The organism is Bradyrhizobium frederickii (assembly GCF_004570865.1).
GTDB lineage: Bacteria > Pseudomonadota > Alphaproteobacteria > Rhizobiales > Xanthobacteraceae > Bradyrhizobium > Bradyrhizobium frederickii.
In genome coordinates, this window is record NZ_SPQS01000013.1 from 110,841 (window position 1) to 131,554 (window position 20,714).

23 protein-coding genes are annotated in these 20,714 nt (G+C 64.4%); 14 read left to right on the plus strand and 9 right to left on the minus strand.

Going from position 1 to position 20,714, the window contains the following annotated elements; genetic code table 11:
* Nucleotides 1–20 precede the first annotated feature (20 nt).
* The 4 genes from E4K64_RS22935 to E4K64_RS22950 all read left to right on the plus strand — a co-directional run bounded on the left by E4K64_RS22935 (nt 21) and on the right by E4K64_RS22950 (nt 4,477).
* Nucleotides 21–1,001, plus strand: coding sequence for a LysR family transcriptional regulator (locus E4K64_RS22935; RefSeq protein ID WP_135165546.1), 981 nt, complete (start codon nt 21–23; stop codon nt 999–1,001).
* Nucleotides 1,002–1,196: 195 nt separating this feature from the next.
* A complete protein-coding gene (locus E4K64_RS22940; RefSeq protein ID WP_135165547.1) occupies nt 1,197–2,582 on the plus strand; it encodes an ABC transporter substrate-binding protein in 1,386 nt (461 codons plus the stop codon).
* Between the two features lie 174 nt (nt 2,583–2,756).
* The gene (locus tag E4K64_RS22945) at nt 2,757–3,629 is read left to right on the plus strand and encodes a carbohydrate ABC transporter permease (protein WP_135165548.1); all 873 of its coding nucleotides are present in this window, start codon (nt 2,757–2,759) and stop codon (nt 3,627–3,629) included.
* Nucleotides 3,626–4,477: a carbohydrate ABC transporter permease gene (locus E4K64_RS22950; RefSeq protein WP_135165549.1), complete on the plus strand. Its 852-nt coding sequence runs from the start codon at nt 3,626–3,628 to the stop codon at nt 4,475–4,477. Before E4K64_RS22945 ends, E4K64_RS22950 begins: the two co-directional genes overlap by 4 nt.
* 103 nt (nt 4,478–4,580) lie before the next feature.
* Here the strand turns inward: E4K64_RS22950 and E4K64_RS22955 are convergent, their stop codons facing one another.
* The 3 genes from E4K64_RS22955 to E4K64_RS22965 are packed head-to-tail and all read right to left on the minus strand — an operon-like array spanning nt 4,581 to nt 7,478.
* Nucleotides 4,581–5,393 (minus strand): ABC transporter permease, encoded by an 813-nt coding sequence (locus E4K64_RS22955; RefSeq protein ID WP_135165550.1) that lies wholly within the window; start codon nt 5,391–5,393, stop codon nt 4,581–4,583.
* 4 nt (nt 5,394–5,397) lie between these two features.
* Nucleotides 5,398–6,312: an ABC transporter permease gene (locus E4K64_RS22960; protein WP_135165551.1), complete on the minus strand. Its 915-nt coding sequence runs from the start codon at nt 6,310–6,312 to the stop codon at nt 5,398–5,400.
* Nucleotides 6,309–7,478: an ABC transporter ATP-binding protein gene (locus E4K64_RS22965; RefSeq protein WP_135165552.1), complete on the minus strand. Its 1,170-nt coding sequence runs from the start codon at nt 7,476–7,478 to the stop codon at nt 6,309–6,311. Before E4K64_RS22965 ends, E4K64_RS22960 begins: the two co-directional genes overlap by 4 nt.
* 122 nt (nt 7,479–7,600) lie before the next feature.
* Here E4K64_RS22965 and E4K64_RS22970 point away from each other — a divergent pair, with 122 nt between their 5' ends.
* Nucleotides 7,601–7,831, plus strand: a complete 231-nt coding sequence (locus tag E4K64_RS22970; protein WP_135165553.1) for a hypothetical protein — start codon at nt 7,601–7,603, stop codon at nt 7,829–7,831.
* Nucleotides 7,828–8,139, plus strand: coding sequence for a type II toxin-antitoxin system RelE/ParE family toxin (locus E4K64_RS22975; RefSeq protein WP_135165554.1), 312 nt, complete (start codon nt 7,828–7,830; stop codon nt 8,137–8,139). Before E4K64_RS22970 ends, E4K64_RS22975 begins: the two co-directional genes overlap by 4 nt.
* Here E4K64_RS22975 and E4K64_RS22980 read toward each other — a convergent pair.
* Together E4K64_RS22980 and E4K64_RS22985 are read right to left on the minus strand one after the other, a co-directional pair.
* Nucleotides 8,120–9,580 (minus strand): glycerol-3-phosphate dehydrogenase, encoded by a 1,461-nt coding sequence (locus tag E4K64_RS22980; protein WP_135165555.1) that lies wholly within the window; start codon nt 9,578–9,580, stop codon nt 8,120–8,122. The genes E4K64_RS22975 and E4K64_RS22980 overlap by 20 nt on opposite strands.
* A gap of 142 nt (nt 9,581–9,722) precedes the next feature.
* Nucleotides 9,723–12,410: a sensor domain-containing protein gene (locus E4K64_RS22985; RefSeq protein WP_135165556.1), complete on the minus strand. Its 2,688-nt coding sequence runs from the start codon at nt 12,408–12,410 to the stop codon at nt 9,723–9,725.
* 202 nt (nt 12,411–12,612) lie between these two features.
* Here E4K64_RS22985 and E4K64_RS22990 point away from each other — a divergent pair, with 202 nt between their 5' ends.
* Nucleotides 12,613–13,716, plus strand: coding sequence for an NAD(P)/FAD-dependent oxidoreductase (locus tag E4K64_RS22990; protein WP_135165557.1), 1,104 nt, complete (start codon nt 12,613–12,615; stop codon nt 13,714–13,716).
* A gap of 128 nt (nt 13,717–13,844) precedes the next feature.
* Here E4K64_RS22990 and E4K64_RS22995 read toward each other — a convergent pair whose 3' ends face one another.
* Complete coding sequence (locus tag E4K64_RS22995; RefSeq protein ID WP_028138361.1) at nt 13,845–14,024, minus strand: YdcH family protein; 180 nt, start codon at nt 14,022–14,024, stop codon at nt 13,845–13,847.
* A 329-nt stretch (nt 14,025–14,353) separates the two neighbouring features.
* Between E4K64_RS22995 and E4K64_RS23000 the strand changes: the two genes are divergently transcribed.
* From E4K64_RS23000 to E4K64_RS23010, 3 genes are all read left to right on the plus strand, one after another.
* Nucleotides 14,354–14,560, plus strand: coding sequence for a YdcH family protein (locus E4K64_RS23000; RefSeq protein ID WP_008546179.1), 207 nt, complete (start codon nt 14,354–14,356; stop codon nt 14,558–14,560).
* 112 nt (nt 14,561–14,672) lie between these two features.
* Nucleotides 14,673–14,891, plus strand: coding sequence for a hypothetical protein (locus E4K64_RS23005; RefSeq protein ID WP_135165558.1), 219 nt, complete (start codon nt 14,673–14,675; stop codon nt 14,889–14,891).
* 21 nt (nt 14,892–14,912) lie between these two features.
* On the plus strand, nt 14,913–15,164 hold the full coding sequence (locus E4K64_RS23010; protein ID WP_128918215.1) for a hypothetical protein: 252 nt from the start codon (nt 14,913–14,915) through the stop codon (nt 15,162–15,164).
* A gap of 3 nt (nt 15,165–15,167) precedes the next feature.
* Here E4K64_RS23010 and E4K64_RS23015 read toward each other — a convergent pair whose 3' ends face one another.
* On the minus strand, nt 15,168–15,893 hold the full coding sequence (locus E4K64_RS23015; protein ID WP_167772204.1) for a GGDEF domain-containing protein: 726 nt from the start codon (nt 15,891–15,893) through the stop codon (nt 15,168–15,170).
* 141 nt (nt 15,894–16,034) lie between these two features.
* Here E4K64_RS23015 and purE point away from each other — a divergent pair, with 141 nt between their 5' ends.
* Nucleotides 16,035–16,523 (plus strand): 5-(carboxyamino)imidazole ribonucleotide mutase, encoded by a 489-nt coding sequence (gene purE, locus E4K64_RS23020; RefSeq protein ID WP_135165560.1) that lies wholly within the window; start codon nt 16,035–16,037, stop codon nt 16,521–16,523.
* Nucleotides 16,520–17,626, plus strand: a complete 1,107-nt coding sequence (locus E4K64_RS23025; protein WP_135165561.1) for a 5-(carboxyamino)imidazole ribonucleotide synthase — start codon at nt 16,520–16,522, stop codon at nt 17,624–17,626. The genes purE and E4K64_RS23025 overlap by 4 nt, the downstream gene beginning before the upstream one ends.
* Nucleotides 17,627–17,721: 95 nt before the next feature.
* Here E4K64_RS23025 and aqpZ read toward each other — a convergent pair whose 3' ends face one another.
* Nucleotides 17,722–18,444 carry an aquaporin Z gene (aqpZ, locus tag E4K64_RS23030; protein ID WP_135165562.1) on the minus strand — a complete coding sequence of 241 codons (723 nt, stop codon included), beginning with the start codon at nt 18,442–18,444 and terminating at the stop codon, nt 17,722–17,724.
* A 258-nt stretch (nt 18,445–18,702) separates the two neighbouring features.
* Here aqpZ and rpsU point away from each other — a divergent pair, with 258 nt between their 5' ends.
* Both rpsU and E4K64_RS23040 read left to right on the plus strand, forming a co-directional pair.
* Nucleotides 18,703–18,999, plus strand: a complete 297-nt coding sequence (gene rpsU / locus E4K64_RS23035; RefSeq protein WP_008546194.1) for a 30S ribosomal protein S21 — start codon at nt 18,703–18,705, stop codon at nt 18,997–18,999.
* Between the two features lie 125 nt (nt 19,000–19,124).
* Nucleotides 19,125–19,772, plus strand: a complete 648-nt coding sequence (locus E4K64_RS23040; RefSeq protein WP_135165563.1) for a tetratricopeptide repeat protein — start codon at nt 19,125–19,127, stop codon at nt 19,770–19,772.
* A 27-nt stretch (nt 19,773–19,799) separates the two neighbouring features.
* Here E4K64_RS23040 and E4K64_RS23045 read toward each other — a convergent pair whose 3' ends face one another.
* Nucleotides 19,800–20,699: a hypothetical protein gene (locus E4K64_RS23045; RefSeq protein WP_135165564.1), complete on the minus strand. Its 900-nt coding sequence runs from the start codon at nt 20,697–20,699 to the stop codon at nt 19,800–19,802.
* Nucleotides 20,700–20,714: the final 15 nt, after the last annotated feature.

The following is a 20,714-nucleotide window of genomic DNA, read 5'->3' on the forward strand; positions in this document are numbered from 1 at the left end:
GGTATAATTGGAGACTGCCAATGAACGCGGAACTGCTGGACCTCAAGGCGTTCATCACCGTCGCCGAGACGGGAAGCTTTGTCCGGACCGCCAAAGCGCTGAATTTGTCGCAGCCGGCGCTCAGCCGGCGTATTCAGAAATTGGAGGAAAGCCTCGGTGCACCATTGCTCGAGCGATCGACACGCCACGTCAAACTCACCATGACCGGCCGTGACTTCCTCCCGAAGGTGCGCCGCCTCATCGACGAGTTTGAGACCTCGGTGCTCGCCATCCAGGATATCGGCGCGCGAAGCTCAGGCCTGGTCTCGGTGGCTGCGGTGCCGACAGCGGTGTTCTACTTCCTGCCGCGTGCGATCGGCCGGTTTGCCGAGGCCTATCCGCGCATTCGCATCCGGATTCTCGACATCGGTGCCAATGAGGGATTGGAAGCGGTCGCGCGCGGCGAAGCCGACTTCGGCATCAATTTCATCGGTGCGTCGCATGCCGAAATCGAATTCGAGAAGCTGCTAGAGGACCCCTTCGTACTGGCCTGCCGCCACGACCATCCGCTGGCATCGCGCAAGCAGGTGAGCTGGCCGGAGATCGTTCCGCACCGGGTCATCACCGTCGGTCGCAACAGCGGCAATCGTGCTCTGATCGACAATGCGCTGGCGCGACACGGCCTGCAACTGAACTGGTCCTATGAAGTCGCTCACCTCTCCGGTTCGCTTGGCCTGGTCGAAGCGGGCCTCGGCATCGCCGTGCTCCCGAAGCTGGCGACCCCTGCGGCCGGCCATCCGATCATTCACACCCTTCGCCTGATCGAGCCGGAAGTATCGCGGACGATTGGCATCGTGCGGAGGCGCGGGGCGACCCTGTCGCCTCACGCCAGCCAGTTTCTCAAGATGCTGCTTGAGGCATGGCACTCGCCTGCCCGAACAAGTGGGCAAGGCAGGCCGCGTTCCCGATCCGCTGACACGAGCCCGAACGCCGCTGCGACCGGCCCTAGAGCGAAACGCTGACAAGGCCAGACACCGCGAGGCGAATTGATTGGCATGTATTGATGCGGCCTTTGGATCGATGCGCGAATTCGCATCCCCACAGCCTCTCTCCAAACGCGACATAGATCTGACAAGAAGCCGCTAGATCGGATTACCGCCATGCGCTAGTGTTTTATACGACCGGTTAAAAACACCGGCCGTTTGAGGGAGAAAAACGTGAAATCCAAGGTTATTGGCGCAGTATCACTGGCGGTCGCTGCGGCCGGGCTGTTTGCAGCCGCTGCACCCGCATTTGCGCAGCAGAAGACGATCACGGTCTGGTGGGGCAAGGGCTTCTATCGCTCCGAAGACGACGCACTGATCGAGACGATCAAGAAATTCGAAGCCAAGACCGGCATCAAGGTCGAACTGTCGCAATACGCGATCCAGGACATGATTCCGAAGACGGTGGCTGCACTGGACTCCGGCACCGTGCCCGATGTCGCCTATTCCGATTCCTATGACGTCCAGGCGCAGGGCAAGTGGGCCTATGAGGGCAAGCTCGAGGATCTCTCCGACGTCATGGAGCCGATCAAGGGCCGGTTCGTGCAGAACACCCTGGATGCCTCGATCCTCTACAACGACGTCACCAAGAAGAAGGCCTATTACGGCTTTCCGCTGAAGCAGCAGAGCATGCACGTTCAGATCTGGAACGACATGCTGGAGAAGGCCGGCTTCAAGCTGGCCGATATCCCGAACGACTGGACCGGGTATTGGACGTTCTGGTGCGACAAGGTGCAGCCGGCGATCCGCAAGGCCACTGGCCAGCGCCTCTATGCCGTCGGCCAGCCGATGGGCGTGGAATCCACCGATTCCTTCCAGTCGTTCTACACCTTCATGGACGCCTATCATGTCAAGCTGGTCGACGACGACGGCAAGCTCACGGTCGACGATCCCACGGTTCGCGAGAACCTGATCAAGGCGATGAAGGATTACACCGACACCTACATCAAGGGCTGCACGCCGCCGTCCTCCACGACCTGGAAGGATCCCGACAACAACGTCGCCTTCCACAACAAGACCATCGTGATGACCCACAACTTCACGATCTCGATCGCGGCGAAGTGGTTTGAAGATTCCTCGAACCAGGCACTCACGCCCGAACAGCGCGAAGCCGGCAAGAAGGCCTATGAGCAAGACATCATCACGGCGTCCTTCCCCAAGGCGCCGGATGGTTCGACCATCCGCTACCGCTCCGACGTCAAGACCGGACTGGTGTTCACCGCGGCCAAGAACAAGGCCGAGGCCAAGCAGTTCATCAGCTTCCTGCTCCAGGAAGAGAACGTCCGTCCCTACATCGAGGGCGCGCTCGGCCGCTGGTTCCCGGTGACGAAGGAAAGCCAGGAAAGCCCGTTCTGGCAGGCTGACAAGCACCGCAAGGCCGTCTACGCGCAGTTCAAGGGCGGAACCGCGGCATTCGACTTCACCAAGAACTGGAAGTTCACGATTCTCAACAACGAGAACGTGTGGGCGAAGGCGATGAACCGCGTCGTCAGCGAGAAGGTTCCGGTCGACAAGGCCGTCGACGAACTGATCGCCCGCATCAAGCAGGTCGCGGGTTAAGGTCTATCCCCTCCCTCTCCCCGTTCTTACGGGGAGAGGGTTGGGGTGAGGGGCTCTATCCGCTAGTTGTGCGCGTAGTGAGTCCTGTACCCCCTCACCCGGATTGCCCGAGGGCGATCCGGCCTCTCCCCGCAAGCGGGGAGAGGTTTTAGATTTGAGAAGAGTCCGAAAAGAATGGCGATCACGCTCTCTGGCGATCAGGCAATCCCCGGCCCGCCCCTGTCGTCGCGGCTGACCCCGGCGCAGGTCTGGGGCATCGTGCTGCTTGCGCCCTATCTGCTCGTTTTCCTTGCCTTCGTGGTCTATCCCGTCTGCTACGGCCTGTGGCTCGCGCGCGCTCCGGCGAACTATGTCGCGCTCTACAACGACCCAATCTTCGCGCGCGCCGCGGTCAACACGCTGATCTTCCTGGTCATCGGCATCAACATCAAGATGCTGATCGCGCTGTTCCTGTCCGGCTTCTTCGCCGTGCAGCGCCCCTGGATCAAATGGCTGTCGGTGATTTTCATCCTGCCCTGGGCGGTGCCGTCGATCCCGACCATCCTGTCGGTGCGCTTCATGCTCAATCCCGAATGGGGCATGGTCAACCATTTCATCTTCTCCCTCACCGGCGAGGACGGCCCGAACTGGCTGAACGATCCGACCGTGGCGCTCAGCATGGCGATCGCCGTGCACATCTGGAAGTCGCTGCCGTTCTGGACGCTGATCCTGATCACCGGCCGCCTTGCGATCTCGAACGATCTGTTCGAAGCCGCCGAGGTCGACGGCGCGAGCTGGTGGCAGAAATTCCGCTACATCACCTGGCCGTCGATGCAGACGCTCTACGTCACCTGCACGCTGCTCTCGATGATCTGGACGCTCGGCGACTTCAACAGCGTCTATCTCCTCACCGGCGGTGGCCCGGCCGACCTCACGCACGTGCTGGCAACGCTCGGCATCCGCTATCTCCGGCTCGACCAGCTCTCGCTGGCGATGGCATCCATCGTCTGCGCGATGCCGTTCGTCCTGCCGCTCGTGTACTTCATGATGAAACGGTTGTCGCGATGAAGCTCCCCTCCTTGCGCGAAGTCGGGACCGAAGCGCGGCTCCTGCTGATCGGCATTCCCGTCTTCCTGTGGACGATGATCCCGATCTATCACATGTTCCTGTTTGCGATCTCCCCGAAGGAGGACGCGTTCTCGGGCAAGCTGTGGCCGGATCACCCGACGCTGCACAACTTTCACATCGTGTTCTACCAGGAGCACTATTTCCTGCGCGACTTCTGGATCCAGTTCTGGAACTCGACTGTGATCGCGCTGGCCGCCGGCGCACTGACCTTGTTCATCGCGACCGCCGCCGCATTCTCGATCTCGCGGCTTAAGGTGCCGGGCGGCCGCTGGGTGATGAATCTCGCGCTGTTCACCTACTTCATCCCGGCGGCGTTCCTCGCCGTGCCGATGTACCGGACCATGGGCAATTACGGCCTGCTCAACAATCACTGGTCGCTGATTCTGGCGATGGTGACGATCGCCTCGCCTTACGCGATCTGGGTGCTGAAGCAAGCGTCCGACAAGCTGCCAGTCGAGCTCGACGAGGCCGCCGTGATGGACGGCGCGACCACGCTGCAGCTGTTCCGCTTGGTCTATGTGCCGCTGATGATGCCCTCGCTGGTCGCGATCGGCACCTATGCGGTGCTGCTGGCCTGGAACGAATATCTTTACGCATTCCTGCTCTTGTCCAAGGACACCGACATCACGCTGCCGGTCGCGCTCGGCAACTTCCTCGCCGCCGACGATTCGCCCTGGGAGCTGTTGATGACCACCGGCTTCATCTACGCGCTGCCGCCGGCCGCAGTCTATTACGCCTTCAAGCGCTACATGGTGGGCGGGCTGACCGCGGGCGCGGTGAAGTCTTAAGCCCCCTTCGTCATTGCGAGCGCAGCGAAGCAATCCAGGATCTTTCCGCGGAGAGACTCTGGATTGCTTCGTCGCAAGGGCTCCTCGCAACGACAGCCCGATCCTACAGCGGCGCTGCGCTCTCGCCCTGCGAGCTCGACAGCTTCGAAGCGAGCGAGGCGATGACGATGACGAGCGCGATCAGGGCGATCACCAGCGTGCAGATCGCGTTGATCTCGGGCTTCACTCCCAGCCGCACCTCGGAATAGATCCGGATCGGCAGCGTCGCCGAGCCGGGGCCGGTGGTGAAGCTCGCGATCACGAGATCGTCCAGCGACAGCGTGAAGGCCAGCATCCAGCCGGCGACGATCGCCGGCGCGATCAGTGGCAGCGTGACGGCCACGAACGCGCGGACCGGGTTGCAGCCGAGGTCCATCGCGGCTTCCTCCAGCGAACGGTCGAGCGAGCCGAGGCGGGACTGCACCACCACGGCGACGAAGCACATCGTCAGCGTGGTGTGGGCGATGGTCACGGTCCAGAAGCCGCGCTCGGCGTTGAGCGCCACGAACAGCAGCAGCAGCGACAACCCCGTGATCACCTCGGGCATCACCAGCGGCGCATAGAGCATGCCGGAGAACAGCGTGCGGCCGCGGAACCGCTCGCCGCGCGACAATGCGACCGCGGCGAGCGTGCCGAGCAGCGTGGCAATGGTCGCGGATGAGACCGCGACCCGCAGGCTCATCCAGGCCGCCTCGATCATGGCGCGGTCGTTGAAGAACTCGTGATACCAGCGCAGCGACCAGCCGCCCCAGACCGTCACCAGACGCGAGGCGTTGAAGGAATAGATGACGAGGATGAGGATCGGCAGATAAAGGAACGCGAGCCCCAGCGCGAGCGAGGCGATGTTGAAGCGGGACAGGCGGGAGGCCTTGCGCATCGTCTCAGCGTCCCTGTTCCAGCTGCCGCTTCTGCAGGCGCTCATACAGCAACAGCGGCACCAGCAGCACGGCCAGCAGCACGATGGCGGCGGCAGAGGCGACCGGCCAATCCTTGTTGGTGAAGAATTCGAGCCACAGGGTCTGGCCGATCATCAGCGAATTGGAGCCGGCCAGAAGATCCGGAATGACGAACTCGCCGACGATGGGAATGAAGCATAGCAGCACACCGGCGCCAACGCCGGGCAGCGACAGCGGAAAGGTGACCAGCCAGAACACCTGCCAGGGCGCTGCCCCAAGATCGGCGGCCGCCTCCTCCAGCGCCGGCTCCATCTTGGCGAGCGTGGCGTAGAGCGGCAGGATCATGAACGGCAAGTAGGAATAGACGATGCCGATATACATCGCGCTGTCGGTGGAGAGCCAGACCACGGGCTGGCTGACCAGGTGCAGCGCCAGCAGGATCTGGTTGAGCAGGCCGTCGTGCTGGAGGATGTTGATCCAGGCATAGATACGGATCAGGAACGAGGTCCAGAAAGGCACGATCACCAGCACCATCGCCACCGCCTGCCAACGCTTCGGCAGCCGCGCCATGCCATAGGCGATGGGATAACCGATCAGGAGCAGAAGCGCGGTCGCCGTGACAGCGACGGTAAGGCTGCGCAGATAGGCGAACATGTAGATGTCGTCGGAGGCGAGCAGCCTGAAATTATCGAACGACAGCGCGGCCAGGGCCGCCTTGAGTGCGTCCCACCCCGCCGTCGGATCGAACACCGGCTCGTAGGGCGGCTGCGCGATCGCCGTCTGCGACAGGCTGATCTTCAGCACAAAGGCGAACGGCACCAGGAAGAACAGCACCATCCAGACATAGGGAGCGATCGCGGCGAAGCGCGCTGGGCGCGCGAAGATGCGGCGGGCGCTCATGATTGCAGCACCACGCAATCGTCGGGCGTGAACCAGGCGACCACATGCTGGTTCAGGCTGTAGGCATCGACGTCGATGCGCGCATTGTTGGCGACGGACGCCTGCACCGTTCCGCCGGTGTCGAGCTTCACCTTGTAGGTGGTGGTGCCGCCGAGATAGCAGATGTCGGCGATCACGCCATCGAGCCGGTTGATCGCCGTCTCACGGCCGGCCTCGCTCACCGGGCCGTGCCGCGACAGCTTGACCTTCTCGGGACGGATCGCGACCGCCAATCTTCCCGCGCCGACCGGCTCACGCGGCTCGGCCACCACCAGCGCCCCCGCATCGCGCGTGCCAATGATCAGACGATGACCGTCGCGCAATTTGGACTCGCCGTCGAACAGATTGACGTCGCCGACGAACTCCGCGATCCAGCGCGAGCGCGGCGCCTCGTAGAGCTGGCGCGGGCTCGCGACCTGCGCGAGCTTGCCTGATTTCATCACGCCGATCCGGCTCGCCATCGTCATCGCCTCCTCCTGGTCGTGGGTGACGATGATGAAGGTCATGCCGAGCCGGCGCTGCAGCTCCATCAGCTCGCCTTGCGTGCTCTCGCGCAGCTTCTTGTCGAGCGCCGCGAGCGGCTCGTCGAGCAGCAGCAATTGCGGGCGGCGGGCCAGCGCGCGGGCCAGCGCCACGCGCTGGCGCTGGCCCCCGGAGAGCTGGTCCGGCTTGCGCTTCTCGAGCCCTTCGAGCTTCACCAATGCGACCATCTCGGCCACGCGGGTGGCGATGTCGGCACGCGCCATGCCTGCGCGCTTCAGGCCGAAGGCGATGTTGTCGCGCACCGACAGATGCGGAAACAGCGCGTAGTTCTGGAACATCATGTTGATCGGCCGCTCATGCGGCAACGCCTGCGCGATGTCCTTGTCCCCGAGCAGGATTCGCCCCTCGTCCGGCGCCTCGAAGCCGGCGAGCATGCGCAGCAACGTGGTCTTGCCGCAGCCGCTGGGCCCAAGCAGCGCGAAGAACTCGCCGGCCTTGATGTCGAGCGATACGCCATCCACGGCGCGGAACGTCCCAAAGGTCTTGGCGACGGCCTCGATGCGCAGCAGCGGCTGGCCGGCTGCGACCGCGTCTCCATCGGCCGCACCCGTCGCGCCGTGCGTTTTGGGCAATTCGTCCGTCATGTTTCCTGCCAACCCCGATTCCGCCGCACGCTAGCGTTCGATCGGCTTTTGCTCAACCGGGTCGGGGGAAGTCGTGCCAAATTGGCCTTCATGCGGACGCCAAAAGGCGTATAGTCACAAACATGACCAAGTTGTTGGACCAGGCCCTGGAGATCGCGCGAAGTCTGCCGGCAGATGCACAGGACGATATTGCCCGGGTCGTCCTGCAACTCGCCGGCGCGGAAGCATCTGCTCACGTCATCCTCTCGGATGATGAGAGGTCAGCGATTGCCACATCCAAGCAGGCGGCCAAACGAGGCGAATTCGCAACCGAGGCTGAAGTCCGCGCCACTTGGGCCAAGCACGGCCTGTGAAACTCCGCTACACGCTCCCGGCGCTCGCCGACCTCGATTCCATCTTGACCTACATCGCGGAAGCGTCGCCTCAGGGAGCAGCGCGCGTTCAAAAGCGCCTTCAGGACGTGATCGGTCTATTGCTGGTGCATCCCGAGATCGGTCTGCGAACCGATGATCCGGACATTCGAAGGCTAACTGCGACGCCCTACCCGTTCCTCGTCTTCTACGAGGTTGGGAGCGAGGAGATTGTCATCCACGCCATCCGTCATGAGATCCCGGCGGGATGCCGGGCACGCGCTGCTCAAGTTAGTTCAGATTTGCCATGAACGCGGCCAGCGCCTCACGATCCGCTGCCGGCATGGTCAGGCCGAGCTTGGACCGGCGCCACAGGACATCATCCGGAAAGCGCGCCCATTCGCGGGTCATGAGATAGCGCACCTCGGCCCCGGTCAGCTCGGGCCCGAAGGCGGGACCGAGCTCGCCGCGGGTCTTGGCCTCCCCCAGCACGGCGGCCAAGCGCGAGCCATAGGCGGCGACGAGGCGCTGGGCCTGCGCTTCGGAGAGAAAGCGCCAGCGATCGCGCGCAAGGTCGACTTCGGTGTCGAAACGGTCCCAGGCGAAATCGCCGCCGGGCAGCGCGGCCCCCGCAGTCCAGGGCGGTGACATCGGATAGAACGGCGTCAGCTTCGTCACCGCCCGCTCGGCGCGCAGACGCGAGGTGGTGACGTCGCCGCCGAACATCGTGATCAGCGGCGCCTTGCGCCGGCGCGCGTGGAATAAAGTCGTGCCGTCACCTCGCCGTGCGGACGCCGGCGTCAGATTGACCCCGGAGACCGTCCGGACCACATCGGCCGGGGCGACGCGCTCCCGGAAATAGCGGCTGACCGCCTCGCAGAGATAGCTGACATCGGCCCCCCGCATCGCGACGATGGCGGGATCGCCGGTAAACTCGTTCGTGACAGTGCCGATCAGCGTGAACTCCCGCTCGAAAGGGGAGGCGAAGATCAGGCGTCCGTCGCTGTTCTGGAAGACGTAGACGTTGTCGGAATCGAACAGCCTGGGCACGATGATCTGGCTCATCTGCATGGGCGCTGCGGCGGGTTGCGGCTGGCGCAGCACCGTCTCCGCGACCGTCGACGCCCACGCCCCGCTGGTGTTGGCCAGCGCACGGGTCGTGATCGTACGACGATGGCCGCGATCGACCACCGCGAGCCGCCAGATGTCTGTTCTGTCGGCACGCACGCAGCGCGCGCCGGTCCGGATCGCAGCACCGCGTTCGGCCGCGTCCAGCGCCGTGAGCACCACCAGGCGGGAATCGTCGACGACGCAGTCCGAATATTCGAAGGCCGTGCCGAACGGGCGCTTCAGCGCGTTGCCGACCGGATGATGCGTGATGTCGATGGAGGCTGATGGCGGCAGGCCGCTTGGGCTGGAGAGCCTGTCATAGAGCAACAGGCCGGCGCGCAGCAGCCACGGCGGACGCGCGTCGGAATGCGCGGGGATCACAAAGCGCATCGGCCGGACCAGATGCGGCGCGATGACGAGCCAGATCCGGCGCTCGGCCAGCGCCCGGCGCACCCGCCAGAACCCGCGCCGCTCCAGCACCGACAGATCGCCGTGGATCAGCCGGGGTGTCGCTGAGGACGCCGCGCCGCCGAGATCGCCCTGCTCGAACAGGACGACCCGCAGACCGCGGCCGGCCGCATCGCGCGCGAGGCTGACACCGTTCAGACCGCCGCCGATGATCGCAAGGTCGTAATCCGCCATGAGGCCGTCGAGAAGGAGCAAAGCGCCCCATCATCTCTAGAACCATTTCCGTTCCGATGAAATCGGAACGGAATAGATCTGGATTCTTATTCTTGACGCGTTCTCTTGACGCGAACCGGTGTCCACTTCGCTCGAAAACGCTCTAGCCGGTCTTGAGCGCAAGCTCCATGACCTCGGCGCGACCGACCAGACCGGCATATTTGCCGATCGGCGACGGCTTGCCGAGTAGATAGCCTTGCACGCCGTCGCAGCCCTCCTTGGCGAGGAAGGCGAGCTGCTCGATCGTCTCGACGCCCTCGGCGACGATCGACATGTCGAGGCCGTGGCCGAGATCGATCACCGCGCGGACGATCGCAGCCGATTGCGGGTTGCGGCCGAGATTGATGATGAAGGCGCGGTCGATCTTGATCTTGTCGAACGGGAACGCCTGGAGGTAGCTCAGCGAGGAATATCCGCTGCCGAAATCGTCCATGGAGATGCGCACGCCGAGCGCCTTGAGGCGTCGCAGCAGCGCGAGACCCCGGTCGAAATCTTCGATCAGCACGCCCTCGGTGATCTCAAGCTCGAGCCGGCCGGGCGCAAGGCCGGTCTCGATCAGGATCGAATGGACGAGGCCAACCACGTCGCCGTGCATGAACTGCGCCGGCGACAGATTGACCGCGACCTGGAGCGGTTTCGGCCAGGACGCCGCCTCGCGGCAGGTCTCGCGCAGGATCCACTCGCCCATTTCGACGATCAGGCCGCTTTCCTCCGCGATCGGGATGAATTCGGCCGGCGAGACCTGGCCGCGCACCGGATGCTGCCAGCGCGCCAATGCCTCGAAGCCGATGATCTCGCTCTCGGCGACGCTGCCGCCCGCGGCCCCCTGCGGCTGGAAGGCAAGCGAGAGCTCGCCGTTCTTGATCGCCATCGACAGGTCCTGATGCAGCACGCGGCGATCGCGGATCTGCTGGTCCATTTCCGGCTGGTAGAGGCTGATCGTGCCGCGGGACTTCTGCTTGGCGCGGAACAGCGCCGCACCGGCATTGGCAAGCAGCGAGGCGCCGTCGGCGCCATTGTGCGGGAAGACCGCCATGCCGGTGGTGGCGCCGGCGCGGACCGCTCGGCCGTCGATCTGGAATTCCTTCGCGACGGCTTCGCCGAGATGCTGCGCCAGCGCAAGGCCGGAATCCGGCTGCTTGCCGTCGATGATGAGGCCGAATTCGTCCCCGGAGAGGCGCGCGACCACGCCGCCGCGGGCGGAGTCCTGAAGCCGCTGGGCCACCTCGATCAGGAGCTTGTCGCCGAGTGCGTGGCCGAAGACGTCGTTGACCTCCTTGAGACCGTCGAGGTCGACGCAGAGCACGGCGAACTCCTCGTCGGTACCCTCGCAGGCCTCGATCATCTGGGTCAGCGCCTGAAGGAAGGCCGCACGGTTCGGCAGATCGGTGAGGCCGTCGTGATAGGCCATGTGCGCCATGCGCGACTCGGTCTGCCGGCGGTCGGTGACGTCCTCGTGGGTCTTGATCAGATATTGCGGCTCGCCGGTGTCGCCGAGCACGGTGGCGCGGCGGGTCAGGAACAGCCGCAGGCCGTCCTTGGTGGAGATCGGATGCTCCTCGGTGATCATCCCGCGTTTCTTGATCGCGGCCTCGTCGCGCGCGATGATCAGCTTGGCTTCCTTGGGGTTGAAGATGTCGGACGCCGTCAGGCCCGTGGCTTCCTCGCGCCGGCGATTGAGGATCGTCTCCGCGCTGCGGTTGGCGAGCAGATAGCGGCCATCCTTGACCTGCTCGACGATCAGCGCCACCGGGATGTTGTCGACCACCAGTTCGAGGAACTTCTTGGTGCTCTCCAGCTCCTTCGACAGCGAGCGGCGGTCGGTGATGTCCTCGAACACGAGCATCAGGAATTCAGGCTTGTTGCTCTCGTTGCGGACCACGATCCGGATCGAGGCGACCATGCGCCGCTCGCCGCCGCGGTCGACCTCGAATTCGTTGCGGAACTGGCCGTCCGGCGAATCGAGTGCTGCCCGGTCGGTCGCCTCGATGCTGTCCGCCGAAGCGGATTCGAACAGCTCTCGCGCCTTCTTGCCGACGACGTAGTCGCGCGAGAAGCCCCAGAACCGCTCATAGGCGCGGTTGGCGAAGATATAGCGGCCGTCCTCGATGTTCTTCGCAGCCACGCAGGCCGGAACATTGTCCAGCAACGTTTCGAGAAACTGCTTGGTCGAGGCGAGCTGCCGCGACAGCTTGCGCTGCTCGCTGACGTCGAGATGCGTTGCCACCGAGCCGCCGTTCGGCAGCACGAAATATTTCACCAGGATGGCCCGACCGTCCGGAAGTTCGGTGATCAGGCCATTGGTGCTGGCCGCCTTCTCATAGAACTCGTCGTCGGAGGCGCCGCCGAGCACCCCGCGCCTACGTCGCAGGTCGAGCAGCTCATAGCCGTTCATGTTAGGCCAGAGATCCGAGCGCGTCAGGCCGTAGATCTCGAGATAGCGGTCGTTGCAGAAGATGATGCGGCGTTGCGCATCCGTCATCACCACGCCCTGATTGAGATTGTTCATGGCGGAGGAGACGAAGGCGTTGCGCCGCAGCTGCAAACGTCTGGTCCGGCGCAGCGAGGAATGAATCCACAGCGAGATCGCGGCAAGGAAGGCGCAGACGACGATGCCTGCGATCAGGGCTTCCCAGACCATGTTGGGGTCGAGCTGACCAAGATAGCTCGGCGCGGCAAAGCCGTCCGACAGCGCAAGGGCGCGCGCGGGCGCAACCGTGCCGGCGAGGCACACAACGGCCTGCACAGCAATCGGAAGCGTGCTGCCCTCGTGCCAGTTCTTCTCAGCCATCAGCCACCCGCGATTTCAACGTCGGATTGTCTGGCTTCACGGGTTTGGATCGGGTAAACGCCTGTACGCGCAACAGAAAAATGTGACGTGAAATACGGCAATTGGCCTGACATGATAAATTCTTCCTTAACGGAAAACGGCCCCGCGCCATTCGTTCCAGGTCTTACGCCACCGGCGCTCCCAGCGGGCATGCTGCACAACCATGGATAGGGTCGATTGCGTCGTCATCGGAGCCGGCGTGGTCGGGCTCGCGGTGGCCCGAAGGCTGGCGCAGGCCGGCCGCGAGGTCATCGTGCTCGAGGAGGCCGAGGCGATCGGCACCATCACCTCCTCGCGCAACAGTGAGGTGATCCATGCCGGCATCTACTACCGCGCCGGGAGCTGGATGGCGCGCATGTGCGTCGCCGGCAAGCACGCGCTCTACCGCTACTGTGCCGAGCGCGGCATCCCGCACAAGAATTGCGGCAAGCTGATCGTCGCGACCAGCCCGCAGGAGACCGCGAAGCTGCAATCGATCAAGGCGCATGCCGAGGCCAATGGCGTGCTCGACATGCAGCTGCTCGCGGGCGAGGCGGCACGCGCGCTGGAGCCGGCGCTGGCCTGCGACGCCGCGCTGCTGTCGCCCTCAACGGGCATCATCGACAGCCACGCCTACATGCTGTCGCTGCGCGGCGAAGCCGAGGAAGCCGGCGCGGCCTTCGCGTTCCGCACCCCGCTGATCCGCGCCAAGGCGGCCGGCGGCGTCATCGAGATCGAGGCCGGGGGCGAGGCGCCGATGACGCTGCAATGCAGCCTGCTCGTCAACGCCGCGGGGCTGTCGGCGACGACGGTGGCGCGCAATATCGACGGCATGCCGCTGGAGCGAATTCCGCCGGCCTATCTCGCCAAGGGAAATTACTTCAGCTGCAATGCCAAGGCGCCGTTCTCGCGCCTGATCTACCCGGTGCCCGAACCCGGCGGTTTGGGGGTGCACCTGACGCTGGACATGGCCGGCCAGGCGCGCTTCGGCCCTGACGTCGAATGGATCGAGACGATCGATTACGAGGTCGACCCGTCACGCGCCGAGCGCTTCTATCCGGCGATCCGCAAATATTGGCCGGCGCTGCCCGACGGCGCGTTGATGCCGAGCTATTCAGGCATCCGGCCGAAGATCGTACCGCCCGCGGTGGCCACGCAGGACTTCCTGATGCAGGGTCCGCGCGATCACGGCGTCGCAGGGCTTGTGAATTTGTTCGGGATCGAGTCCCCTGGACTGACGTCATCGCTCGCGATCGCAGATCACGTCGCCGAGCTCGCAGAGGTCTAGAGCGCAGACAGGTTCAAGCATCGCGCAAGCACGTTGCGCGATGCTTCCCTTGCAGCAGGGACGAGCGCAATAACTCTCATCCCTGCATGATGAAGGGTACGATCAACTCTACGCTGTTATGGGGGTTACTAGTGGAGCGTGTCGCCGTGCTTCAGACGCTCGATCTGGTCCTTGACCATCAACTTCCGGCGCTTCAACTCAACAATTTGCAGGTCGTCTGTTGAAAGGTGCACGAGAGCGTCGTGCAATTCGTTTTCGAGAAGTTTGTGCTTCCGTTCCAATTCAACGAGATGTGCCTGAATTGTCATTCGAAACCTCCTCGGTAGGGTTGAACCTCAGGATTCGATCCGGACAAGCAAGTCTACATCACCGATTCGTTCTGTCGATGGGTATCCGTCGTTGCAGCTTCATTTTTGAAAATTCATATGTAACGAAGCGTGAGTAGAGGAACCGCGCCGGAAAAATCCGTGATATCAATGCGCTTGCACGGTCGCTCGGCGCCCCCGCGGAAATATGTTGCGGGAGATCGGCGAGCAAGGGCGCAGATCGCTTGCGATCACGCCGCGCAAGGACGATAATTTCCACAGGGCATCCACAGCCTTAGTCTCACGCCTATCGGTTTTCGGCCACCGCAGACATGACCAATGAAGACGAGCGTGAGCTCGAAGCCGAGCTCACCCGGTTGCAGCAGGAACACCGAGATCTCGATGCGGCGATCGATGCACTGCATCAATCGCCCGCCCCCGACCTGTTGCGGTTGCAGCGACTGAAGAAACGCAAGCTGTTGTTGCGCGACCGCATCGCGTTCATCGAAGACCAGATCACGCCCGACATCATCGCCTGATCCACAGGCTGCGCGACAAGCCCACCCGGTATCGAATCCGCTTGACTCGAAAAGAACAAAATAAGAACATTGGGGTGCCCCAACGCCCCCAGGAACGCCCGAGGAAACGCAGATGTCGACAGCCGCCCTTCTCGACAACAGCCACTATGAACAGGCCTGCGACCAGGCCATCGCGATGTGCGACGGCAATCTGCGCAGCACCATCAAGGCGCTGATCATGGCCAACGAATATCTGGAGGCCGAGCTGGAGGAATTGCAGGCGGCAATCTCCGCCGGCTGCATCCCCGAGACCTCGCACAGCAGGATGCGGAGCAAGAGCAACGTCGCCTGAGTTCAACTTCGGAGCAGCGCCATGTCGGACGTGACCTATTACGTTGCAATGCCCTTCTTGATCGATGCCGACGGCTCGCCTGTCGCAGGTGCAGCGGAAGAATGCCAGAGTTCGACGGCCGCGTTGCGGCGCGCCGAGGCCTTGTCGCGCGGCGCAGGCCACATCGGTGCGGTCGCGTTCAGCCGCAGCGGCGATCCCATGACCGGCGAATTCGGGGACGCCACGCTGCTGCGCAAATTCGGCAACGTGCCGGAAGATCTCGCCACGTTGTAGGAATCAGCTGCTGACCAGACTGATCCGCGGCTCGTGCCGCCGGTGCGCCTTGCGCACATACATCGCGGCATCCGCCTCCTCCAGGGCGCGGCCTGCATCGGATTGCGCCCCCAGCAGCGCAACACCGGCGGAGGCACCCGCGCTCACGTGCTGGCCGCGAAAGACGAAAGACAATTCGTCGATCGCCTGTTCGAAGGCGGCGGCCTTCGCCTTGGCATCGGTCTCGCTCAGATTCCAGAGCAGCAGCGCAAACTCGTCGCCCCCGAGCCGGCCGACCACGTCGGAGGCACGGACCTGCCGCGTCAGTATGGCGACAATCGCCTTGAGCACCTCGTCGCCGGCGGCATGACCGAACGAATCGTTGATCGGCTTCAGCCGATCGACGTCGAGCACGATCAGCGCCCCGCTGGCGCGGTAGCGCTTCATGTAGGCGACGGCGCGCGCGAGTTCGCGCTCGAAGCCGCGGCGGTTGGGAATCTCGAGCAGAAAATCGGTATCGGCCGCGGCTTCCAGCTCCGCGACCCGGCGCTGCGCCTCCTTGAGCTTGGTCCGCAAGTCCCGGATCGTCGCCCTGAGGGTCTCCTTGGCGCCATCATCGCCCGCCGCGGCGCGCCGCGGCGGCTTCGCAGGACGCTTGGCCGGGCGCTTCGGGGCGGCTTTGGAACGGCCGGCGCTGGTCTTCCGGGCCGCCTTGGCCTTCGCAGCACGCGCCCTTTTTGGTTTCTTCATGGGCATCCTGCTCAATGAAGGCTTGCGGGGATTCACCAAGACAGGATAGTGGATTCCCTTCTCCTTGCCACCGCCTTGCGAGCCGCCGGCCGGAACCGTTAATCTGGCCTATCCTTCTGTTTTTCGGGCACAATTAACGTCATGACCGCGCCGATCGCCATCATCATGGGAAGCCAGTCGGACTGGGACACGATGCGGCACGCCGCCGACACGCTCGCCGCGCTGGGCGTTGCAGCCGACAGCCGCATCGTTTCGGCCCACCGCACCCCCGACCGGCTGTTTGCTTTCGCCAAGGGCGCCAAGGCCGCGGGGTACAAGGTCATCATCGCCGGCGCTGGAGGCGCTGCGCACCTGCCCGGCATGGCGGCGGCGCTGACCGAACTGCCGGTGTTCGGCGTTCCCGTCGAATCCAAGTCGCTCAAGGGCCTCGATTCGCTCTATTCGATCGTCCAGATGCCCGCCGGCATCCCGGTCGGCACCCTCGCCATCGGCAAGGCCGGCGCGACCAACGCCGCGCTGCTGGCAGCATCCGTCCTGGCACTGTCCGATCCGGCCTTGTCCGACCGCCTCGCCGCCTGGCGCAAGGCTCAGACCGAGGCGGTCGCTGAGCGCCCGGAGGGCCAGGCGTGACTGACACCCGGCACGTGAAGCTGAAGCCCGGTGACACCATCGGAATCCTCGGCGGCGGACAATTGGGCCGGATGCTGGCAATGGCTGCGGCACGGCTCGGCCTGCGCTGCCAGGTGTTCTCGCCCGATCCGGACTCGCCGGCTTTCGACGTCGTCTTGAACGCGACCTGCGCCGAATATGCCGATGTCGAAGCGCTCGAGCTGTTCGCGGGCGACGTCGATGTCATCACCTACGAATTCGAGAACGTCCCCTCGGCCGCTGCGATGGTGCTGGACGCACGCCGCCCGGTGCTCCCCAATCGCAAGATCCTCGAGACCACCCAGGACCGGCTCGCCGAGAAGGATTTTGTCAGCCGCCTCGGGATCGGCACCGCAGCCTACGCCGACGTCACTTCCGTCGCCTCGTTGCGCGAGGCGATCGCCAGGATCGGCCTACCGGCCGTGCTCAAGACCCGCCGCTTCGGTTATGACGGCAAGGGCCAGGCCATCATCCGCGAGGGCGACGACATCGCCAAGGTGTGGACCAGCCTCGCCACCAAATCGGCGATCCTGGAAGCCTTCGTGCCGTTCGAGCGCGAGATCTCCGTGATCGCCGCACGCTCGGTCACAGGCGAAGTCGAGTGTTTCGACGTCACCGAGAACGAGCACCGCGACCACATCCTGAAGATATCGCGCGCGCCGGCCCAGATCCCGGACACGCTCGCCGAGGAAGCGCGCAGCATTGCCGGAAAGATCGCGAGCGCGCTCGACTATGTCGGCGTGCTCGCCGTCGAGATGTTCGTGCTGGCCAATGGCACCGGACCGAAGGTGCTGGTCAACGAGATCGCTCCGCGCGTGCACAATTCAGGGCACTGGACGCTCGACGGCGCGTCCGTCTCGCAGTTCGAGCAGCACATCCGCGCCATCGCCGGCTGGCCGCTCGGCAAGCCGGTGCGGCACGGCGAGGTCGTCACCATGACCAACCTGATCGGCGACGAGATCAACGACTACGAGAAGTGGCTGGGCGTGCCTGGCGCGACCGTGCACATCTATGGCAAGGGGGCGCCGCGCCCCGGCCGCAAGATGGGCCACGTCACCGAAGTCAGGCCATCGCAAGGCAAGTGAGGGGACCGCGGCAATCGCTGCGATCCCGCTTGGCAATTTTCTTTTGACGCGTTTTCTTGACGCGAACCGGTATCCGCTTCGCTCGAAAACGCTCTCTACGCCGTCTTCACGCCCGCGACGATTCCTGCGGGCTCCTCGCTGAGCCAGCGATAGATCACCCCGCCCAGCGCGCCGCCGATCAGCGGCGCGACCCAGAACAGCCAAAGCTGCGCTGTCGCCCAGCCGCCGACGAACAGCGCAGGACCCGTGCTGCGCGCCGGGTTCACCGACGTGTTGGTGACGGGGATGCTGACGAGATGGATCATCACCAGCGCGAGCCCGATCGCGAGCGGTGCGAAGCCCGCGGGCGCGCGGCCATGGGTGGCGCCCATGATGATGAACAGGAACATCATCGTCATCACCACCTCGGTGAGGAAGCACACGATCATGCTGTACTGGCCGGGCGAATGCGCGTCGTAGCCGTTGGATGCGAAGCCCTTGCCGACGTCGAATCCGGGAGCCCCGCTCGCGATGACATAGAGAAGCCATGCAGCCACGATCGCACCAGCCACCTGGGCGATCACATAGGGCAGGATCTGCCCGGCGGGAAAACGGCCGCCGGCTGCAAGACCGACGGTGACCGCCGGATTGAGATGGCAACCCGAGATATGGCCGATCGCATAGGCCATGGTGACCACGCTGAGTCCGAACGCGAGGGAGACACCGACCAGGCCGATTCCGACCTGCGGAAAGCCGGCGGCGATCACCGCGCTCCCGCAGCCTGCGAATGTGAGCCAAAAGGTCCCGATGGCTTCTGCAGCGTATTTCTTGATATCCATGTGTAGTCCCCTGCTTGCAAGATTCCGGAACAAAGCTCCGGAACGGCCCCATCATGGGCGTCAAATCTCCCAAATCAGGGCCGCACGGAGGTATTTTGCCTCATTTAATGGCTGAACTTGGCCCGAATCCCCGCTTGGCCGGTGGACATTCCAGGTTTTGTCTGATACATGGGCGCCCTCAAGGTTAAGGGCTTGCGCGTTTCGCCATCCCCTTCGTCTTACCAGAATTCAAATCCGATCCACTGAAGAGGATGCCGCGTGCAGGTTCTCGTTCGCGATAACAATGTCGATCAAGCCCTCAAGGCGCTGAAGAAGAAGATGCAGCGCGAGGGAATTTTCCGCGAGATGAAGCTCCGCGGTCACTACGAGAAGCCCTCCGAGAAGAAGGCCCGCGAAAAGGCCGAAGCCGTGCGCCGCGCGCGCAAGCTGGCCCGCAAGAAGCTGCAGCGCGAAGGCCTGCTGCCGATGAAGCCGAAGCCGGTGTTCGGCGCCGGCCCCGGCGGTGATCGCGGCGGCCGTGGCGGCCCGGGTGCAGGTCCGCGCGGACCGCGCTGATCTACCGGATCTTGCAAGACTTCAGTTTCCGATGACGCGGGCCCCTGGCCCGCGTTATTGTTTGTGAGCGGTGCCTTTCTGGGACGGGGCACTACCAGTGCGGCACGAGCGCGAGCGAACCGTAAATGGCCTCCCCTTTCCCCGAGCGCGGCTTGGCGCGGCGACGCCGGATCTGGCAGCCGTTCGCGCTGGCTTTGATGGGGATTGCGCTGTGCGCGTGCTCCTTCGATCTGGGATCGTTGATGCCGGAGAAGGACAAGCCGCAGGAGGCGCCCAAGGCGGCCGCGCCCGCTGAGAGCGCGGTGAGCCCCGGCAACGTCACCGAAGCTCAGGCCCACACCGCAAAAGCCCAATCCCTGGCGAAGTCAGGCGAGACCGCGGCAGCGCTCGACGAGTTCAATCGCGCAGTCGGTCTCGATCCCTACAATGCGCAGGCGCTTTATGGCCGTGCCCTGATCTACCAGGCCAATCATCAGCACGACTTCGCGATCGCCGATTTCAGCGCCGCGAGCGGACTCAACCCTCAGAAGGTCGAACCGCTGCTCGGCCGCGCCACCAGCTATCTCGCGCTCGGCAAGATCAAGGAGGCCGCAGCCGATCTGGATGAGGCTTCCGAGGCGGATCCGCACAACGCGCAGGTCTGGACCACGCGCGGACAGGCCTATGAACGGCTGGGCGACAAGGCCAAGGCGGCGGCATCCTACACCAGGGCCGTCTCGCTTCGTCCACGCGACGACACCGCACGCAGCGGCCTCGCCCGCGTCGGCGGCTGACGGCTTGGACCCGCCGCAGACGCTGTCTTAGTCCGGAGTGGCGCTCTTGGGCAGAACGGAGTGGAACATCGACTTCATGCCCGACAGCATCTCGTCGGCCACATTGGTCTTCTTCGGCCGGGGCATGGTCGCACCGGCATCGGCGCGCAGATCGAGCGGCGGCGCGATCACCGGCACGGGAATGTCCGCCGGCGGCGAGATCCGATTCGGGTCGTCGTTGCCGACCGAGGCCGTGTAAGACGGCGACGGACCGCCATTGCCATAGGTCTCCGGCGAGGGCGTGGACACCGTGATCGGCGGCGGCAGCGGACGGACCGCTGAGGGCTCCGTCGTGATGACGCGCGGAGCCTCGGGGACGCGGGTAGCTTCGCGCACCGCGGGCTCGGAGGTCCGCTCGACCGGCTTGGTCTCGGCAGCTTTGGCTTCGGCAGCTTTGCCCTCAGGCGACTTGCGAAGACGCTCGATGGCGGCGCGCGCCAAGTCGTTGGCGTCGGGGGTCGCAGCCTGGGACGCTCCGGCCGGCGCGGCATTGGCCTCCGCGACCGGTGCAGTGGTTGGCGGGGTCGCCTTCGCGGCGGCCTTCTCGCGCGCGGGGGGGCGGCCATGCGAGGGGGCGTCGGCAGGCGCGACGTCTGCAGCCTTGGTCTCACGCTTCTCGGCGGGCTTCTCGGCCGCAGCCTTGTCCGTCACACCCTTGTCGGAGACGCTCTTCTCCGAGATGCCCTTGGCCTTGACGCCGGGCCCAGGAAGGTTGGCGGTGTCCGTCGGCTTGCCGTCGCTGCCGGCCTGGGAAGGGGCCACCACGGCCGCAGGGGCATCAGCCGCCGGCTTGGCGTTGATGTAGTGGTTAACGATGTACGCCCCGATGATCGTCGCGAGCACCGAGGGGAAAATATCCATCGAAATTTTAGCGAGGTATTTCAGCATTCCGGCCACTCCCCG

What these genes read in the sequence shown, in the direction of transcription:
- E4K64_RS22935 (WP_135165546.1), top strand. Translation starts at nt 21, where the DNA reads ATGAACGCGGAACTGCTGGACCTCAAGGCGTTCATCACCGTCGCCGAG.
- E4K64_RS22945 (WP_135165548.1), top strand. Translation starts at nt 2,757, where the DNA reads ATGGCGATCACGCTCTCTGGCGATCAGGCAATCCCCGGCCCGCCCCTG.
- E4K64_RS22950 (WP_135165549.1), top strand. Translation starts at nt 3,626, where the DNA reads ATGAAGCTCCCCTCCTTGCGCGAAGTCGGGACCGAAGCGCGGCTCCTG.
- E4K64_RS22955 (WP_135165550.1), bottom strand. Translation starts at nt 5,393, where the DNA reads ATGCGCAAGGCCTCCCGCCTGTCCCGCTTCAACATCGCCTCGCTCGCG.
- E4K64_RS22960 (WP_135165551.1), bottom strand. Translation starts at nt 6,312, where the DNA reads ATGAGCGCCCGCCGCATCTTCGCGCGCCCAGCGCGCTTCGCCGCGATC.
- E4K64_RS22965 (WP_135165552.1), bottom strand. Translation starts at nt 7,478, where the DNA reads ATGACGGACGAATTGCCCAAAACGCACGGCGCGACGGGTGCGGCCGAT.
- E4K64_RS22970 (WP_135165553.1), top strand. Translation starts at nt 7,601, where the DNA reads ATGACCAAGTTGTTGGACCAGGCCCTGGAGATCGCGCGAAGTCTGCCG.
- E4K64_RS22980 (WP_135165555.1), bottom strand. Translation starts at nt 9,580, where the DNA reads ATGGCGGATTACGACCTTGCGATCATCGGCGGCGGTCTGAACGGTGTC.
- E4K64_RS22985 (WP_135165556.1), bottom strand. Translation starts at nt 12,410, where the DNA reads ATGGCTGAGAAGAACTGGCACGAGGGCAGCACGCTTCCGATTGCTGTG.
- E4K64_RS22990 (WP_135165557.1), top strand. Translation starts at nt 12,613, where the DNA reads ATGGATAGGGTCGATTGCGTCGTCATCGGAGCCGGCGTGGTCGGGCTC.
- E4K64_RS22995 (WP_028138361.1), bottom strand. Translation starts at nt 14,024, where the DNA reads ATGACAATTCAGGCACATCTCGTTGAATTGGAACGGAAGCACAAACTT.
- E4K64_RS23000 (WP_008546179.1), top strand. Translation starts at nt 14,354, where the DNA reads ATGACCAATGAAGACGAGCGTGAGCTCGAAGCCGAGCTCACCCGGTTG.
- E4K64_RS23005 (WP_135165558.1), top strand. Translation starts at nt 14,673, where the DNA reads ATGTCGACAGCCGCCCTTCTCGACAACAGCCACTATGAACAGGCCTGC.
- E4K64_RS23010 (WP_128918215.1), top strand. Translation starts at nt 14,913, where the DNA reads ATGTCGGACGTGACCTATTACGTTGCAATGCCCTTCTTGATCGATGCC.
- E4K64_RS23015 (WP_167772204.1), bottom strand. Translation starts at nt 15,893, where the DNA reads ATGAAGAAACCAAAAAGGGCGCGTGCTGCGAAGGCCAAGGCGGCCCGG.
- purE (WP_135165560.1), top strand. Translation starts at nt 16,035, where the DNA reads ATGACCGCGCCGATCGCCATCATCATGGGAAGCCAGTCGGACTGGGAC.
- aqpZ (WP_135165562.1), bottom strand. Translation starts at nt 18,444, where the DNA reads ATGGATATCAAGAAATACGCTGCAGAAGCCATCGGGACCTTTTGGCTC.
- E4K64_RS23040 (WP_135165563.1), top strand. Translation starts at nt 19,125, where the DNA reads ATGGCCTCCCCTTTCCCCGAGCGCGGCTTGGCGCGGCGACGCCGGATC.
- E4K64_RS23045 (WP_135165564.1), bottom strand. Translation starts at nt 20,699, where the DNA reads ATGCTGAAATACCTCGCTAAAATTTCGATGGATATTTTCCCCTCGGTG.